General features: G+C 46.4%; 14 protein-coding genes. All 14 read left to right on the forward strand.

Annotated features, from left to right (window positions below; genetic code table 11):
* Positions 1 to 15 precede the first annotated feature (15 nt).
* The 14 genes from rbfA to rnjB all read left to right on the forward strand — a co-directional run bounded on the left by rbfA (position 16) and on the right by rnjB (position 14,616).
* Positions 16 to 369, forward strand: coding sequence for a 30S ribosome-binding factor RbfA (rbfA, locus tag QRX25_RS08110; protein ID WP_003154185.1), 354 nt, complete (start codon positions 16 to 18; stop codon positions 367 to 369).
* 83 nt (positions 370 to 452) lie between these two features.
* Positions 453 to 1,382 carry a tRNA pseudouridine(55) synthase TruB gene (gene truB / locus QRX25_RS08115; protein WP_212101386.1) on the forward strand — a complete coding sequence of 310 codons (930 nt, stop codon included), beginning with the start codon at positions 453 to 455 and terminating at the stop codon, positions 1,380 to 1,382.
* Positions 1,383 to 1,401: 19 nt separating this feature from the next.
* Positions 1,402 to 2,343, forward strand: coding sequence for a bifunctional riboflavin kinase/FAD synthetase (ribF, locus tag QRX25_RS08120; RefSeq protein WP_212101388.1), 942 nt, complete (start codon positions 1,402 to 1,404; stop codon positions 2,341 to 2,343).
* A gap of 165 nt (positions 2,344 to 2,508) precedes the next feature.
* Positions 2,509 to 2,778, forward strand: a complete 270-nt coding sequence (gene rpsO, locus QRX25_RS08125) for a 30S ribosomal protein S15 (protein ID WP_003154182.1) — start codon at positions 2,509 to 2,511, stop codon at positions 2,776 to 2,778.
* Between the two features lie 173 nt (positions 2,779 to 2,951).
* Complete coding sequence (pnp, locus tag QRX25_RS08130; protein WP_212101390.1) at positions 2,952 to 5,075, forward strand: polyribonucleotide nucleotidyltransferase; 2,124 nt, start codon at positions 2,952 to 2,954, stop codon at positions 5,073 to 5,075.
* A 111-nt stretch (positions 5,076 to 5,186) separates the two neighbouring features.
* Positions 5,187 to 6,146 (forward strand): polysaccharide deacetylase family protein, encoded by a 960-nt coding sequence (locus tag QRX25_RS08135; RefSeq protein WP_212101391.1) that lies wholly within the window; start codon positions 5,187 to 5,189, stop codon positions 6,144 to 6,146.
* 40 nt (positions 6,147 to 6,186) lie between these two features.
* Entirely contained in the window at positions 6,187 to 7,422 is a 1,236-nt protein-coding gene (locus QRX25_RS08140; RefSeq protein ID WP_061573894.1) for a M16 family metallopeptidase, read from the forward strand.
* Positions 7,423 to 7,496: 74 nt separating this feature from the next.
* The gene (locus tag QRX25_RS08145; RefSeq protein WP_003154176.1) at positions 7,497 to 7,754 is read left to right on the forward strand and encodes a YlmC/YmxH family sporulation protein; all 258 of its coding nucleotides are present in this window, start codon (positions 7,497 to 7,499) and stop codon (positions 7,752 to 7,754) included.
* Between the two features lie 156 nt (positions 7,755 to 7,910).
* Complete coding sequence (gene dpaA / locus QRX25_RS08150) at positions 7,911 to 8,801, forward strand: dipicolinic acid synthetase subunit A (RefSeq protein ID WP_061573895.1); 891 nt, start codon at positions 7,911 to 7,913, stop codon at positions 8,799 to 8,801.
* A gap of 2 nt (positions 8,802 to 8,803) precedes the next feature.
* Positions 8,804 to 9,394, forward strand: a complete 591-nt coding sequence (gene dpaB, locus QRX25_RS08155) for a dipicolinate synthase subunit B (RefSeq protein ID WP_065981473.1) — start codon at positions 8,804 to 8,806, stop codon at positions 9,392 to 9,394.
* A 132-nt stretch (positions 9,395 to 9,526) separates the two neighbouring features.
* Positions 9,527 to 10,567 carry an aspartate-semialdehyde dehydrogenase gene (gene asd / locus QRX25_RS08160; RefSeq protein ID WP_212101393.1) on the forward strand — a complete coding sequence of 347 codons (1,041 nt, stop codon included), beginning with the start codon at positions 9,527 to 9,529 and terminating at the stop codon, positions 10,565 to 10,567.
* A gap of 88 nt (positions 10,568 to 10,655) precedes the next feature.
* The gene (gene dapG, locus QRX25_RS08165; protein ID WP_014470390.1) at positions 10,656 to 11,870 is read left to right on the forward strand and encodes an aspartate kinase; all 1,215 of its coding nucleotides are present in this window, start codon (positions 10,656 to 10,658) and stop codon (positions 11,868 to 11,870) included.
* Positions 11,871 to 11,900: 30 nt separating this feature from the next.
* Positions 11,901 to 12,770 (forward strand): 4-hydroxy-tetrahydrodipicolinate synthase, encoded by an 870-nt coding sequence (gene dapA, locus QRX25_RS08170; protein WP_003154166.1) that lies wholly within the window; start codon positions 11,901 to 11,903, stop codon positions 12,768 to 12,770.
* Positions 12,771 to 12,948: 178 nt separating this feature from the next.
* The gene (rnjB, locus tag QRX25_RS08175; RefSeq protein WP_065981475.1) at positions 12,949 to 14,616 is read left to right on the forward strand and encodes a ribonuclease J2; all 1,668 of its coding nucleotides are present in this window, start codon (positions 12,949 to 12,951) and stop codon (positions 14,614 to 14,616) included.
* Positions 14,617 to 14,704 lie beyond the last annotated feature (88 nt).

Consider the following 14,704-nt stretch of genomic DNA (forward strand, 5'->3'; position numbering starts at 1 on the left):
TTAGAGGTGATTGAATTGAGTATGAGAGCAAACCGTGTCGGCGAGCAGATGAAAAAAGAGCTTGGGGATATTATCAGCCGAAAGCTGAAAGACCCGAGAATCGGATTTCTGACTGTAACAGACGTACGTGTTTCAGGTGATTTGCAAATAGCGAAGGTGTATATCTCCGTTCTCGGCGGAGAGAAAAAGAAAGAGGAGGCGCTGAAAGGCCTTGAGAAAGCGAAGGGATTTATCCGTTCCGAAATCGGCAGCCGAATCAGACTCCGTAAAACGCCTGAGCTTGAATTTGAATTTGATGAATCAATTGAATACGGCAACCGTATTGAAACATTGATTCACGAACTGCATTCAGATAAACCGTCTGAATAACGGGAAAAGAGGATGGGCGTTGTCGTCTGTCCTCTTTTCTGCGTTTTACGGGATACAAAAGATAACAAAGGAGCGGAAAACAGATGGTTAACGGAGTTCTCCTTTTACATAAACCGGTCGGCATGACTTCTCACGACTGTGTAATGAAAATAAGAAAACTGTTAAAAACAAAGAAAGTCGGTCATACGGGCACACTTGATCCGGAAGTGTCAGGCGTACTGCCGATCTGTGTCGGACGAGCCACAAAGATCGTTGAGTACGTCACCGACAAGTCAAAAACGTACGATGCTGAGATCACTCTCGGCTTCTCCACATCGACTGAAGATCAGACGGGGGAAACCATCAGCGTAAAACCTGTCAAGGAGCCGATAAATGAAACGGACATCAAAGCCGTTTTAGACGAACTGAAGGGACCGCTGGAGCAAGTGCCGCCGATGTATTCCGCAGTGAAGGTCAACGGGAAAAAGCTTTATGAATACGCCAGAGCGGGTATTGAAGTGGAGCGGCCGAAGCGAAATATCACGATTGAAGATATCGCCCTCACTTCACCTGTCACTTATACGGATGATACAGCGTCATTCCGCTTCACAGTAACGTGCTCAAAAGGCACTTACGTCAGAACATTGGCAGTGACAATCGGTGAAAAGCTCGGCTATCCCGCGCATATGTCGCATCTTATCCGGACGGCTTCCGGCGATTTCAGCCTTGATGAGTGTTTCACGTTTGAGGAGCTTGAGCAGCAGGTTTCAGGCGGCACGGTTGCAGAGCATGCGGTGCCGATTGAAAGAGCGCTCAATCATTTGCCGAAATGGGTCATAAGTGATACATTAGCTAAGAAAGCTGAAAACGGGTCAGTGTTTGACATCCCGGCTGAATTTTCTGCAATGACAGCTGACGCCCGTATAGCGGTCTGTACCGAAGCCGGAGAATGTGTGGCCATTTATATGCCGCACCCTTCAAAAAAAGGACTGCTGAAACCGGCTAAAGTGCTGATGCAAAAAAGCGAACAATAAGAAAAAAGGTGACCGTTCTGTGAAGACGATACATATTTCTCATCCGCATCATTTACAAAAAGAAGAGCAGCCGGCGTCTGTTATGGCGCTCGGCTACTTTGACGGCGTTCATTTAGGGCACCGGAAAGTAATCGGTACAGCCAGACAAATTGCCGAAGAAAAAGGCCTTTCGCTGGCCGTCATGACGTTTCATCCCCACCCTTCCCATGTTTTGGGCAGGGACAGAGAGCCAAAGGATCTGATTACGCCGCTTGAAGATAAAATCAGCCAGATCGGGCGTTTAGGCGCCGATGTGCTGTATATCGTAAAGTTTGATGAAGCGTTTGCGGCTCTGTCTCCAAAACAGTTTGCCGAGGAGTATATTTTAGGATTAAACGCTCAGCATGCTGTGGGAGGCTTTGATTTTACGTATGGAAAATACGGAAAAGGCACGATGGCCACACTGCCGGACGATTTAAACGGCAAGGCTGAATGCACGACTGTCGAAAAACAGACCGAGCAGGACAGAAAGATCAGCTCCACTTACATCAGGTCGGCACTGCAGGATGGTGACGTTGAGCTGGCACACACTCTCCTCGGCCAGCCGTATTTTATCCGGGGCACTGTGATTCACGGAGACAAAAGAGGCCGAACCATCGGCTTTCCGACGGCGAATATCGGCCTCAACAACAGTTATATCGTGCCGCCGACAGGCGTTTATGCCGTGAAAGCCGAAATAAAAGGCGAGAAGTATGAAGGCGTCTGCAATATCGGCTATAAACCTACCTTTTATGAAAAGCGTCCCGATCAGCCGTCAATTGAAGTTCATTTATTTGATTTTCAACAGGATGTGTACGGGGAAGACTTTAAAATCGAGTGGTACAAACGCATCCGCAGCGAACAGAAGTTTAACGGCATCGCTGAACTGACGGCCCAGATCGAGAAAGACAAACAAGAAGCGATCCGTTTTTTCAGCAAATAACGGAAAAAACATCAAAAGTACACAAATTTTATTCTAAAAGATTTGCATATGGGCGCGATTTTTAGTATCATATGTTTCGTAGTCTTAAAACCATTGCTTGGCAATCCGAAGTCACCGACGGTTGCTAGGTAACTGGGGCTAATTATGATATGGAGGTGAAACAGGATGGCAATTACTCAAGAGCGTAAAAACCAACTCATCAGCGAGTTCAAAACACACGAATCTGATACTGGATCTCCAGAAGTTCAGATCGCTATCCTAACAGACTCAATTAACAACTTGAACGAGCATTTGCGTACTCACAAGAAAGATCACCACTCACGTCGCGGTCTTCTTAAAATGGTAGGTAAACGTCGTAATCTTCTTACGTATCTGCGTAATAAAGACGTAACTCGTTACCGTGAGTTAATTAACAAACTAGGCTTACGTCGATAATCGTAAAAAGCGGGAGGATTCCCGCTTTTTTATCGTATTAAAGCGAAAAAATAATGATAAAAAAACAATGAAATCCTTTTACATACTACTTTGACATTGATATGTTCAATTCATTTCGTTCATAATAGGAGTAATTGATTATTTCACACATTAAGAGAGGAGCTCGTAATCGAATGGGACAAGAGAAACATGTCTTTACCATAGATTGGGCCGGCAGACAGCTTACAGTAGAAACCGGCCAGCTTGCCAAACAGGCAAACGGCGCTGTTATGGTCCGCTACGGCGATACCGCAGTGCTCAGCACAGCAACCGCATCAAAAGAACCGAAACCGCTAGATTTTTTCCCGCTTACCGTTAATTACGAAGAAAGATTATATGCAGTAGGTAAAATTCCGGGCGGCTTTATTAAAAGAGAAGGCCGTCCGAGTGAAAAGGCCGTATTAGCCAGCCGTCTGATCGACCGTCCGATCCGCCCGCTTTTCGCAGACGGATTCCGTAACGAAGTACAGGTTATCAGTATTGTCATGAGTGTTGATCAGAACTGCTCATCTGAAATGGCTGCAATGTTCGGTTCATCACTTGCTCTTTGCGTTTCCGATATTCCGTTTGAAGGCCCGATTGCGGGTGTGACGGTAGGCCGCATTGACGGACAGTTCATCATCAATCCGACGGTTGACCAGCTTGAAAAAAGTGATATCAACCTCATCGTTGCAGGCACAAAAGACGCCATCAACATGGTGGAAGCGGGAGCGGATGAAGTTCCTGAGGAAATCATGCTTGAGGCGATAATGTTCGGCCACGAAGAAATTAAGCGCCTGATCGCATTCCAAGAAGAAATTGTCGCGGCAGTCGGTAAAGAAAAAACCGAAATTGAACTGTATGAAATTGATGCAGAGCTCAGCGAAAAAGTAAAAAGTCTTGCGGAGCCGGATCTTCTCAGCGCCATTCAGGTTCACGAAAAGCATGCGCGTGAAGATGCGATCAATAAAGTGAAAGATGCAGTCGTCGCAAAATTTGAAGAAGAAGAGCACGATGAAGATACGATCAAAAAAGTGAAACAGACACTGTCTAAACTTGTGAAAAATGAAGTGCGCCGTTTGATCACAGAAGAAAAAGTCCGTCCTGACGGCCGCGGTGTCGATCAAATACGCCCGCTTTCTTCAGAAGTCGGCCTTCTGCCGAGAACGCATGGCTCCGGGCTGTTTACGAGAGGACAGACGCAGGCGCTCAGCGTTTGTACATTAGGCGCTCTTGGCGACGTTCAGATTCTTGACGGTTTAGGCGTGGAAGAATCAAAACGGTTTATGCATCATTATAACTTCCCGCAATTCAGCGTAGGGGAGACAGGCCCGATGCGCGGACCGGGACGCCGTGAGATCGGTCACGGGGCTCTTGGAGAGCGTGCGCTTGAGCCGGTCATTCCGAATGAAAAAGACTTCCCGTATACGGTTCGTCTCGTATCTGAAGTGCTTGAATCAAACGGTTCCACTTCACAGGCCAGCATTTGCGCGAGCACGCTTGCCATGATGGACGCCGGTGTTCCGATTAAAGCGCCTGTTGCGGGTATCGCGATGGGGCTTGTGAAATCAGGCGAGTACTATACGGTGTTAACGGATATTCAAGGGATGGAAGACGCCCTCGGTGACATGGACTTTAAAGTAGCGGGCACGGAAAAAGGCGTGACAGCGCTGCAAATGGACATTAAAATTGAAGGCCTTTCAAGAGAAATTCTTGAAGAAGCGCTTCAGCAGGCGAAAAAAGGAAGAATGGAAATCTTGAACAGCATGCTCAGCACGCTTGGTGAATCAAGAAAAGAACTTTCTCAATATGCGCCAAAAATCTTAACGATGACAATTAATCCGGATAAAATCCGTGACGTTATCGGGCCGAGCGGTAAACAAATCAACAAAATCATTGAAGATACCGGTGTTAAAATTGACATTGAACAAGACGGCACCATCTTTATTTCTTCTACTGATGAAAGCAACAACCAAAAAGCGAAAAAAATCATCGAAGACCTTGTCAGAGAAGTCGAAGTCGGCCAGCTTTACCTCGGTAAAGTCAAACGGATTGAGAAATTCGGCGCTTTCGTTGAAATCTTCAGCGGAAAAGACGGTCTCGTTCACATCTCTGAACTTGCGCTCGAACGGGTCGGCAAAGTTGAGGATGTTGTGAAAATCGGTGACGAAATCCTTGTGAAGGTAACTGAAATCGACAAACAGGGACGAGTCAACCTGTCGCGTAAAGCAGTGCTGCGCGAAGAGAAAGAACAAGAACAAGAACAACAACAATCTTAAATGAAAACCTAACAAGGAGCCTGGGAGACCCGGCTTCTTTATTTTGAGAAAGACAACAGCGGGTTCTACCTTGTCCTCCTCATACATAATGTGTGATGAGGGGGGAAGGACATGTTGAAAAAATTCGTGCCGTTTGCCGTTTTTTTATTTCTTTTTTTTGTTTCGTTTGAGATGTTAAAAAACCCGTATACAGTTGATTACATAGACGCAATAAAAAAAGACGCAGTGACTGTGTCAGCATCAAAAGATCCGCTTTATGAGGAATTGCTCCAAAAAGCGCCGGAGTATGAAGTGAAGCCGCAAGATGCGAGGGTTGATAAAATATGGAAGGCGATACCCGGTTATAACGGTTTAAAGGTCAATGTGGAAAAATCCTATAAGCAAATGAAAAAGGACGGAGAATTTCACGAGGAAGACCTTGTCTATGAACAGGTAAAACCGAAAGTCCATCTCGATTCTCTTGCGCCCGAACCCATTTATAAAGGAAACCCTGATAAACCGATGGTCGCTTTCCTGATAAATGTAGCCTGGGGAAATGAGTACGTGGAGCAAATGCTGCCTATTCTGAAGCAGCATCAGGTCAAAGCAACTTTCTTTCTTGAAGGGAAATGGCTGAAAAACAATCAGGAACTTGGGAAAAAAATAGCGGCAGACGGACATGAAATCGGAAATCATTCATACAATCACCCTGATATGAGCAAACTGACATCAGGAAGCATTTCCGAACAGCTTGACAAAACCAATGCACAAATCAGCGAGACGCTCGGCATGAAGCCGAAATGGTTTGCGCCGCCAAGCGGCAGCTTCAGAAAAGCCGTGGTCGACCTTGCGGCGGAAAAAGGAATGGGCACCATCATGTGGACCGTTGACACCATTGACTGGCAAAAACCGTCTCCGGCTGTTTTACAAACAAGGGTGTTGAGCAAAATACATAACGGAGCCATGATTTTAATGCATCCGACTGATCCGACTGCGAAAAGCCTGGAAACGCTGATTACAAAAATCAAAGAAAAAGGCTATGCGCTCGGCTCAGTGTCTGACTTAATGGATGAAAACAGGCTGATGAAGTAGCAGGCGGCAGTTTGCCTGTCTTTGAATAGGAGGAACAAACTTGATAAAACGCTATACATGCCAAAACGGTGTAAGAGTTGTGCTTGAAAATAATCCAACGGTGCGGTCCGTGGCAATCGGCGTCTGGATCGGAACGGGATCACGCCATGAAACGCCGGATACAAACGGTATTTCGCACTTTCTTGAGCATATGTTTTTTAAAGGAACAAATACGAGATCCGCACGGGAAATCGCAGAATCCTTCGATCGGATAGGCGGTCAAGTGAATGCCTTCACTTCAAAAGAATATACGTGCTATTACGCCAAAGTGCTGGATGAACATGCAAACTACGCACTTGACGTGCTGGCCGATATGTTCTTTCATTCTGCTTTTGATGAAGATGAACTCAAAAAAGAAAAGAACGTCGTATATGAAGAAATTAAGATGTATGAAGACGCGCCGGATGACATTGTCCACGATCTGCTGAGCAAAGCGACATACGGCAATCATTCGCTCGGCTACCCGATACTTGGGACGGAGGAAACGCTTTCTGCTTTTAACGGCGATTCTCTCAGACAGCATATGGATAACTTTTACACACCGGACCGCGTCGTCATTTCTGTCGCCGGAAATGTAACAGAACAATTCATTAAAGACGTGGAGAAATGGTTCGGTACATACGAAGCAAAGGGCAAGGCAGGCAGTATCAGCGAGCCTGAGTTTCATTATGAAAAGCTGACCAGAAAAAAAGACACCGAACAGGCGCATCTCTGCCTCGGTTTTAAAGGCCTGAAAGTCGGAGACCCGGACATCTACGATTTAATCGTCTTAAACAACGTGCTGGGCGGAAGCATGAGCAGCCGTCTTTTCCAGGATGTGCGTGAAGATAAAGGACTGGCCTATTCTGTCTACAGCTATCACAGTTCCTATGAAGACAGCGGTATGCTGACGATTTACGGAGGCACCGGCGCTAATCAGCTCGGGCTTCTGTCTGAAACCATTCAAGAAACGTTATCGGTTCTAAAACGTGACGGCATTACCCCGAAAGAACTGGAAAACAGCAAAGAGCAAATGAAGGGAAGTTTAATGCTCAGCTTAGAAAGCACAAACAGCAAAATGAGCCGGAACGGGAAAAACGAACTCCTGCTCGGAAAGCATAAGACGATGGATGAAATTATCGCTGAATTAAATGCAGTCAGCCTGGAGAGCGTCAACGGCCTGAGCCGCCGCTTATTTACGGATGATTACGCATTATCGCTCATCAGTCCGACCGGCAATATGCCGTCCTCATCTTAAGCGGGAAGTCTGCCTCTGTACGGGGCAGGCATTTTTTTTTGCTCCGGGTCATATAGTACAAGGGGGTGGCTATCATGAGGCTCAGTGAACTGTCAGGTAAAGAAATTGTAGACATTAAACGGGCAGAGCGACTCGGCGTGCTCGGTCAGACCGATTTGGAAATTAATGAACAGGACGGACAAATTACCGCGCTGTTGATACCGACGGTAAAATGGTTCGGGTTGAGAAAACAAGGCCACGACATCCGTGTTCCCTGGAATCATATTCAAAAAATCGGGTCAGACATGATCATTTTAGATGTTCCCGGGGAGATCACTCCTCCCGAAGAGTAGACCGTATTCATTTTTTGCAAGCACCGGCTCAAACAGCCGGTGCTTTTTTTATGAAAAAAACGCTGTACATTCACCGCCCTTTCTCTTCGCACATACGATGAAGAGGAGGATGACACTTATAAGATCCAGTAACTGTAAAGAAGGTGAACGTTTCAAATGTTAACCGGATTGACAATTGCGATCATTGGCGGTGACGCAAGACAGCTTGAGATTATAAGAAAACTGACAGAACAGCATGCCGATATTTATCTTGCAGGGTTTGACCAATTGGATGACGGTTTTACGGGAACCGTCAAATGCAAAATTGATGAGATTCCATTTCCGAAAATAGACAGTATCATCCTGCCTGTATCGGCAACGACCGGAGAAGGCGTTGTCTCCACGGTTTTTTCAAATGAAGAAGTGGTATTAAAGCAAAGTTATCTCGAGCAGACACCGGAGCATTGTGTTATTTATTCAGGCATCTCTAACGCATACCTCGAGGGCATCGCCAGCGAAGCCGGCCGCAAGCTTGTTAAATTATTTGAGCGGGACGACATCGCGATATTCAACTCGATTCCCACTGTCGAAGGTACAATCATGATGGCGATTCAGCATACGGATTATACCATTCACGGGTCAAACGTCGCCGTTCTCGGCATGGGGCGCACCGGTATGACAATCGCCCGGACGTTTGCAGCGTTAGGGGCGAAGGTAAAAGTGGGAGCGCGGAGTTCGGCTCATTTGGCCCGTATATCGGAAATGGGGCTTTCTCCTTTTCAAATTGAAGAGATTACTGATCATGTAAATGATATTGATATCTGCATTAACACCGTACCGAGCCTGATTCTGAATCAACGGGTTTTATCGCGTATGACGCCGAGGACCTTGATTTTGGATTTAGCATCCCGTCCGGGCGGAACGGATTTCAAATATGCTGAAAAGCAAGGCATTAAAGCGCTGCTTGCTCCGGGGCTTCCGGGGATTGTGGCTCCGAAAACAGCAGGACAGATTATAGCGAACGTATTGAGCAAGCTTTTGGCAGACTTAAAGAAAGAGGGGAGATAGCCATGTCTTTGAAAGGGAAAAGAATCGGATTCGGATTAACCGGCTCGCATTGCACTTATGAAGAGGTTTTTCCGCAAATAGAAGCGCTTGTCAGTCAGGGGGCTGAAGTCCGGCCGATTGTGACGTCGACGGTCCAATCGACCGATACGCGCTTTGGAGAGGGGGGAGATTGGATCAGAAAAATTGAAGAAGCAACAGGTTTTGAGGTGATTGATTCCATCGTAAAAGCGGAGCCTCTCGGGCCGAAACTTCCGCTCGACTGCATGGTCATCGCCCCCTTAACCGGAAACTCAATGAGCAAGCTTGCAAATGCGATGACTGACAGCCCTGTCCTTATGGCGGCGAAAGCCACGATCCGCAACAGCCGACCGGTCGTGCTCGGAATTTCGACAAATGACGGTCTTGGTTTAAACGGAACGAATTTAATGAGGCTGATGTCCGCAAAACACATATTTTTCATCCCGTTCGGCCAGGATGACCATGTGAAAAAACCGACATCACTTGTCGCCAGAATGGATCTCCTTCCGATTACGGTGGAAAAAGCTCTTTTGCATCAGCAGGTTCAGCCGGTGCTCGTACAGCATCAAGAATAAAAAACATGATAGAGAAAATCATTCCGGAATAAAAAAATTCGGTCAATCCGTGACTATTCTATGGTAAAATAAAACGTAAAATGCAAAGTCAATTCAACAAATGATGCTTAATTGGCGGAAGGAGTTTTACAGATGGGAAGAGGATTACACGTAGCAGTTGTCGGAGCGACGGGAGCCGTAGGACAGCAAATGCTGAAAACATTGGAAGACAGAAACTTTGAAATCGAAACACTCACACTACTATCCTCAAAGCGTTCTGCTGGTACGAAAGTAACGTTTAAAGACGAAGAATATACAGTGCAGGAAGCTGTTCCGGAAAGCTTCGAAGGCGTTCATATCGCGTTATTCAGCGCCGGCGGCAGCGTATCACAAAGCCTGGCGCCCGAGGCTGTAAAACGGGGAGCCATCGTGATTGACAATACCAGCGCATTCCGCATGGACGAAAATACACCGCTTGTAGTGCCTGAGGTGAACGAAGCTGATCTGCATAAACATAACGGCATTATCGCCAACCCTAACTGTTCAACGATTCAGATGGTGGCGGCGATTGAACCGATCCGCAAAGCATACGGTTTGAAAAAAGTCATTGTATCTACTTACCAAGCTGTGTCCGGGGCCGGCAATGAAGCGGCGAAAGAACTGTACAGCCAGACAAAGGCGATTTTAAACAATGAACCTATAGAACCGTCCATTATGCCGGTTAAAGGGGACAAAAAGCACTATCAAATCGCTTTTAACGCCATTCCGCAAATTGATAAATTGCAAGATAACGGCTATACGTTTGAGGAAATGAAAATGATTAATGAAACGAAAAAAATCATGCATATGCCAAAGCTTGAAGTGGCCGCGACATGTGTCAGACTGCCGATTGAAACAGGTCACTCAGAATCTGTTTACATTGAGCTTGACCGTGATGACGCAACCGTTGAAGATATTAAACAGCTTTTAAAAGAGGCTCCGGGTGTTACACTTCAGGATGAGCCGGCGGAGCAGCTTTACCCGATGCCTGCTGATTGCGTCGGTAAACGTGATGTATTTGTAGGAAGAATCCGTAAAGATTTGGACAGAGCAAACGGTTTTCATTTGTGGGTTGTTTCTGATAACCTGTTAAAAGGCGCCGCTTGGAACTCAGTTCAAATTGCGGAAAGCCTGCAAAAACTGAACCTCGTATAAAACAAACGTATTTTCTATAGGCGAACAGAAGAGAGTAAGGCTCTGCCTGCTCTCTTCTGTTACGTCAGACTAATTTGGAGTGAAAATAGTGAAGATCATTGTTCAAAAATTCGGCGGAACATCCGTAAAAGATGACAAAGGCCGCAAGCTTGCGTTAGCACACATTAAAGATGCCATCAGTGAAGGTTATAAAGTTATCGTTGTCGTATCAGCGATGGGAAGAAAAGGAGACCCGTACGCGACAGATTCGTTGATCGGGCTTCTTTACGGCAGCCAGTCCGATATTTCTCCGAGAGAGCAGGATATGCTTTTGTCTTGCGGAGAAACGATTTCGTCTGTTGTTTTTACCAGCATGCTGAAGGAAAACGGCATAAAAGCCGCAGCTTTAACAGGAGCCCAGGCAGGGTTTTTAACAAATGCCCAGCATACTGACGCCAAAATTATAGAAATGAAAACAGAGCGGCTGTTCGAGACACTCGCCAGCCATGATGCCGTCGTTGTCGCAGGATTTCAGGGAGCGACTGAAAAAGGCGACACGACGACGATCGGCAGAGGAGGAAGCGATACATCAGCAGCAGCGATCGGCGCGGCGGTTGATGCTGAATTTATCGACATTTTTACGGACGTGGAAGGCGTCATGACGGCCGACCCGAGAATCGTGGAAAATGCTAAACCGCTTCCGAATGTCACATATACGGAAATCTGCAATCTTGCCTATCAAGGAGCGAAAGTCATTCATCCGCGCGCGGTGGAAATCGCCATGCAGGCAAAGGTGCCGATCCGCGTGCGTTCCACTTATTCAAAAGACAAAGGCACTTTGGTGACGTCCCATCATTCGTCCAAGGTCGGCAGCGATGTATTCGAACGGCTGATCACGGGGATCGCCCATGTAAAAGATGTGACGCAATTTAAGGTTCCCGCCAAAATGGGGCAATACAATGTTCAGACTGAAGTCTTTAAAGCAATGGCGAATGCCGGCATCAGCGTGGATTTCTTTAACATTACGCCGAGTGAAATCGTATATACCGTAGCCGGCAGTAAAACGGAAGCCGCGCGCGGCATTTTGGCCGAATTAGGCTATGAGCCGACAGTGACGGAAAGCTGTGCGAAAGTGTCAGCGGTCGGTGCCGGAATAATGGGTGTGCCGGGCGTGACGTCAAAAATCGTCTCAGCACTTTCGGATAAAGGCATTCCGATTCTGCAATCTGCCGACAGCCATACGACGATCTGGGTGCTCGTTCATGAAAAAGATATGGTAACGGCCGTAAATGCGCTGCATGAAGTGTTTGAACTTTCAAAGTAAATGTGATTGAATCATGATGAGGTGAAAAAAATGAATGTCGGAAATATATCTACAGCGATGATTACCCCCTTTGACAGTAAAGGGAATGTAGACTTTCAAAAACTGTCTACATTAATCGACTATTTGTTGAAAAACGGCACGGATTCTTTAGTCGTCGCAGGAACGACCGGCGAATCTCCGACACTTTCAACGGAAGAAAAAATTGCACTCTTTGAATTTACAGTCAAAGAAGTGAACGGACGCGTGCCTGTTATTGCGGGTACGGGAAGCAACAATACGAAAGACTCCATCAAACTGACAAAAAAAGCTGAAGAAGCCGGCGTTGATTGTGTGATGCTTGTCACGCCGTATTATAATAAGCCTTCACAAGAGGGCATGTACCGTCATTTTAAAGCGATAGCTGAAGAAACGTCTCTTCCTGTTATGCTTTACAACGTGCCGGGCAGAACGGTCGCTTCACTTGCGCCGGAAACGGCCATCAGACTTGCGGAGATTCCGAATATCTCTGCGATTAAAGAAGCGAGCGGCGATCTTGATGCCATTACGAAAATCATTGCCGAAACGCCGGAAGATTTTTATGTATATTCAGGTGATGACGGGTTAACGCTTCCTATTCTCGCAGTCGGCGGAAGAGGGGTCGTGTCAGTGGCCAGCCATATCGTAGGTTCTGACATGCAGCAGATGATTAAAAACTATACGAACGGGCAGACGGCAACCGCGGCACTGATTCATCAGAAGCTTCTGCCGATCATGAAGGAGCTCTTTAAAGCGCCGAACCCGGCTCCGGTCAAAACGGCGCTTCAGCTGAAGGGACTTGATGTCGGATCTGTGCGTCTTCCTCTTATCCCGCTGAATGAAGATGAACGTCTGAGCCTGAGCAGCGTCATCAGCGAACTGTAAGAAAAAATTTATACAGTTAAAATACGCGGTCATTCTCATTTTTATCGTGAGTTTGACCGTTTTGTCTACATATTGGTTTTCCCTAAACCTTCCGCTTCTTCTTGTTTTCTAAAATTGATATCAGTTATAATAGGAACAAGTGATGATGGACGGGTATGAGACTAGGAGGATACAGATTTTGAAAAAGAAAAATACAGAAAACGTCAGAATTATCGCCCTTGGCGGTGTCGGAGAAATTGGGAAGAACCTATATGTCATTGAAATTGACTCGGACATATTTGTAGTAGATGCAGGGCTGATGCACCCTGAAAATGAAATGCTCGGTATTGATGTCGTCATTCCGGATATTTCCTACTTAGTAGAACGGGCTGACCGCGTGAAGGCCATCTTTCTGACACACGGACACGATGAAAACATCGGAGGCGTCTTTTATTTATTGAACAAGCTGTCAGTACCGGTATACGGAACGAAGCTTACGCTTGCTTTGCTGAGAGAAAAACTCAAGCAGTACGGGCATAATCGCAAAGCTGATTTACGTGAAGTTCATTCTAAATCAGTCATTACATTTGAATCAACAAAAGTATCGTTCTTTAAAACGATTCACAGCATTCCGGATTCAGTAGGAGTCAGCTTCAAAACATCACTTGGCTCTATTGTATGCACGGGAGACTTCAAATTTGACCAGACGCCTGCATATCACCAATCATGTGATATTGGCGAAATCGCTAAAATCGGAAACAGCGGCGTGCTTGCCCTGCTTTCTGACAGCGCCAATGCGGAGCGCCCGGGATACACTCCGTCAGAAGCGTATGTAAGCGGTGAAATTTCCGATGCAATGTACAATTCAGAAAATCGCGTCATCGTTGCCGTATTCGCGTCTAATATCAACCGGATCCAGCAAGTGATTCAGGCTGCCGCACAGAACGGCCGCAAACTTGCAATCGCCGGAAAAAATCTGCAAAACGTGCTTCAGCTTGCACGAAAGCTCGGCTATATTGAAGCCGATGATGAACTGTTTATTCCGGTGCAGGATGTGAAAAAATATCCGAAGCGGGAAGTGGCAATTGTTACAGCAGGAAGCCATGGTGAGCCGTTAGCCGCTCTTACGCGGATGGCCAAGCAGGCGCACAAGCAGCTTAACATTGAAGAAGGAGATACCGTTGTCATTGCATCAACACCGATCCCGGGGCATGAATTGGTATATTCCAAAACCGTCAACCAGCTTGTCCGCGCCGGCGCTCAAGTCATTTTCGCCCAAAAACGCGTGCATGTGTCCGGCCACGGTTCGCAGGAAGAATTAAAACTAATGCTTAATTTATTAAAACCGAAATATTTAATTCCGGTTAACGGTGAATTCAGAATGCAAAAAGCGCATTCCAAAATCGCTGAAGAAATCGGCATGAAACGCAGCGACATTTTCTTAATTGAAAAAGGCGACGTCGTTGAATTCCGCGGCCAGAATGTGAAAATCGGGGATAAGGTCACATACGGAAACGTCCTGATTGACGGCCTCGGTGTCGGCGACATCGGCAACATCGTGCTGAGAGACCGCCGCCTGCTGTCACAAGACGGCATTCTCATCGTCGTGATTACGCTTGATAAGCAGAAAAAGAACCTCGTATCGGGTCCTGAAATCATTACGCGCGGTTTCGTATATGTCAGAGAATCAGAAGGTTTAATTGTACAAGCTACTGAGCTCGTCCGCTCCATCGTGACTGAAGCGACGGAAACATCTGCAGTGGAATGGTCCACGCTGAAACAAGCCATGCGCGATGCGCTGAACCAATTCCTTTACGAAAAAACAAAACGCAAGCCGATGATCATTCCGATCATTATGGAAGTATAATGTACACAAAAGCCGGAGCACATGATGCTGCGGCTTTTGTTTTTGTTCATCTCCGGATGGAAATCCGCATCTTTGTTCATAATACAAA

The sequence above is a fragment of the Bacillus sp. L381 genome (assembly GCF_030284525.1).
GTDB classification, from domain to species: Bacteria; Bacillota; Bacilli; order Bacillales; family Bacillaceae; genus Bacillus; species Bacillus amyloliquefaciens.